Below are 3262 nucleotides of genomic sequence, written 5' to 3'. Positions count from 1 at the left end.
GGGTGGGCGCGGGCCAGGTCGTGGATGGCGGTGGTGGTGTGTTCGGGCAGACGGTAGGAGGTGGTGTGGCGCGGGCCGGGCTGCCCCCGACCGCGGGGTCCGATCAGGGTGGGGGTGTCGAATCCGGCCAGCACTTGGGCCCAGGCGGTGCGGGCGGCATCGTGGTCACGCTCGGCGAGCCAGTGGATGAACCGGCGGTAGGAGACCGGGGCGGGCAGGGGGTGCTGGTGGTAGCTGGCGAAGAGGTCGCCCAGCAGGATGGGCAGTGACCACCCGTCGATGACGATGTGATGGAAGGTCAGCAGGCACCGGTGCCGGAGGGGGGCGGTGCGGATCAGCGCCACCCGAAACGCTGGGGGATGGGCCAGATCGCTGACCGCGGCGCGCTCAGCGGCACACAACTGCGCGATCCGCTCCTCCGTGTCGCCATCGCTGTCGTTGTCGAGCTGGAGATAGCGCCATGCCGCTTCCGGATTGGTGGGGACGATTTGCACGGGAGGGTCGAATCGGGTGGCAAATCGGGCGGCCAGGTGGGGGTGGCGGGTGATGACGGTGTGCACCGCAGCGCGGAGTCGGTGGGCGTCCAGGGTGCCCGTGATGGCGATGTCGAGCTGCATCGCGTAGGTGTCTGGGTCGCTGCCCTGAGCGCTGTTGGCGTGGAAGAGCAGGCCTTGTTGCAGCGGTGTCAGCGGCAAGATATCGGCGACCTGGTGGTGGCGGCACAGGTCGTCGATGTCGGCCTGGCTAAGCCGGGCCGGGGCGATATCGGAGGGGGTCAGCCCGCCGCCACCGGCGTGCACATGTGCGCAGATACCGCTCAACGCCTCGAACCACAACCGGCTCAATTCGTTGACCGCGGTGTGGTCGAGTGCGGAGGGCGCCCAGATCCAGTTGGCGTGTAGTTGGGGGCCGTCCGCGGTGTCGAGGGTGCCGGCGTTGAGTTCCAGGGCGTGGCCCAGCGGCATGGGCACCGCCGCGGCGACCCCGAGCGCGGCGGCGCCGTGTTGATCCAGGCGCCACAGATCGGGGTGTTCGTCGCCGGTGGGGGCGCCAAGGCGGCCTAGGTAGTTGAATCCCAGCCGGGGGTCGGGTTGGTCGAGGTCCACGTCGGGGTTCAGGTAGCGCAAGACCCCGTAGCTCAACGGGTGGGGCAGGGCGCGTAGTTGTTCTTTGGCGTGTTTGACCAGTGCACCCAGCCCGGCATCGCCGGCCACGACCTGGGCCCAGCGCAGCGCCCTGCCCACACTCAACGACACCGGGTATTTGGTGGTGAACCAGCCCACCGTGTGGGACAGGTCGATCTGCGCGTCGAGGTCGTCGTGGCGGCCGTGGCCTTCGACGTCGATCGCGATCGGGGCGGCGCCGTTGCCGACGAATTGCGCTACTGCCATGCCCAAGGCGATCAGCAGGATGTCATGGATGCCGGTGTGAAACGCCGCGGGGACCTCGCCGAGCAGGCGCCGGGTGGTGTCGGGATCGAGCGACACCGACAGATGTCCCGCGGTGGCGTAGGTGTCGCGGGCGGGGTGGGGGGCGGGGAAGTCTGCCGCGGCGCTGGCCACCTGTTTCCAGGCGTCGGCGCACTCGATCACCTCGGGGCGCCGGGCGTAGTCGCCCAAAACCTGGGCCCACCGTTGAAACGAGGTGCCCTGGATGGGCAGTGCGACAGGTTGGCCGGCCCGGTGTTGGGTCCAGGCGGTGTTGAGGTCATCGAGCAGGACCCGCCAGGACACCGCGTCGATGACCAGGTGGTGAATGATCAGCGCTAGTTGGTTGGTGGCGGGGGCCCATACCGCTGCCAGCATCACCCCGGCGGCCGGGTCCAGCCGTGCCCGCGCCCCGATCAGGGCTTGTTCGGAGATCACCTCGGTGCTGTGCACCCGGTGGCCGGCGTCGATGGCCCCGGGTTCGGGCACCGCCAAGGACCAGCCGGCGGCGTCGGTATGGAGGTGGGCGCGCAGCATGGCGTGGCGATCCAGCAGCGCCTGCACCAAGGCCACCACGTCGTCTTGGGTCACCGCGGTGGGGGCTTGCAGCACCAGGGTCTGGTTGAACTGGTCGGTCGGGCCGTCCAGGCTGGCCAGCCAGCCCATGATCGGGGTCAGCGGTACCTCCCCGATGCCCTCCTCGACCACCTCCGCCTGGGCGGGTACGGCCACCCGGGCCAGCCGGGCCACACTTTGCTCGACGAACACATCCCGCGGTCGACACATCAGCCCGGCCGCCCGGGCCCGGGCCACTACCTGCATCGAGGCGATGCTGTCCCCACCGAGCTCAAAGAACGAGTCATCCACCCCGACCCGCTCCAACCCGAGCACGTCGGCGTAAATGTCGGCCAGCATCTCCTCGACCGCGCTGGCCGGGGCGCGGTAGCGCCCGGCGGCGGTGTAGTCCGGGGCGGGCAGCGCGCGGGTGTCGAGTTTGCCGTTGGGCGTCAACGGCAACGCCGGCAGGGCCAGGACCGCGGCCGGGACCATGTAGGCCGGCAACCGTTCGCCCAGCTGTGCACGAATCTGGGCCGGGTCGGCGGTGCCGGTGATATAGCCGACCAGGCGTTTGACGCCGGGCTGGTCCTCGCGGGCGATCACCACCGCCTGATCCACCCCAACCAACCCGGCCAGGGCGGCCTGAACCTCGCCGAGCTCGATGCGATAGCCGCGGATCTTGACCTGCTCATCAGCGCGGCCCAGATAGGCCAGCTGCCCATCGGTGCGCCAGCACACCAGATCCCCGGTCCGATACATGCGCTGTCCGGGTGCCCCGGCGAAGGGGCAGGCCACAAACCGGGACCCGGTCAACCCGGCCCGGCCCACATAACCCACCCCCACCCCGGCGCCGGCCACATACAACTCCCCGATCACCCCGACCGGCACCGGGCGCAACCAGCCATCCAGCACGAACAACGCCGCCCCGGTCACTGGTGACCCAATCGGCACCCCCGCCGACCCCGGGCGCAGCGGGGCGCTCATCGCCGCATACACCGTGGCCTCGGTAGGGCCGTAGGCGTTGATCACCACCCGCCCCGGCGCCCACTGCTCGATCACCTCCGGCGGGCAGGCCTCCCCACCGAGCAGCAGCGCAACCGACTCCAAGCCCTGCGGGGACAGCGCGGCCACCGCCGAGGGAGTCTGGGTCAACACAGTGACCCCCTCAGCGACCAACAGGTCGTGAAAATCCTGCGGGGCGCCGGTGACCTCTTCGGGCACCACCACCACCCGTCCCCCGCCGAGCAACGCAGCCCAGATCTCCCACACCGAAAAGT

1 protein-coding gene is annotated in these 3262 nt (G+C 70.1%); it reads right to left on the bottom strand.

Features of this window, described 5'->3' with window-relative positions:
• Positions 1–3262: condensation domain-containing protein (locus A5652_RS09465; protein ID WP_156745241.1), on the bottom strand; the 3262-nt coding region annotated here is incomplete at both ends.

This window comes from Mycobacterium sp. 1165178.9 (assembly GCF_001673555.1).
Taxonomy (GTDB): Bacteria; Actinomycetota; Actinomycetes; order Mycobacteriales; family Mycobacteriaceae; genus Mycobacterium.
Note: the sequence above shows the minus strand (reverse complement) of the source record. Positions and strands in the feature narration are given on the sequence as shown.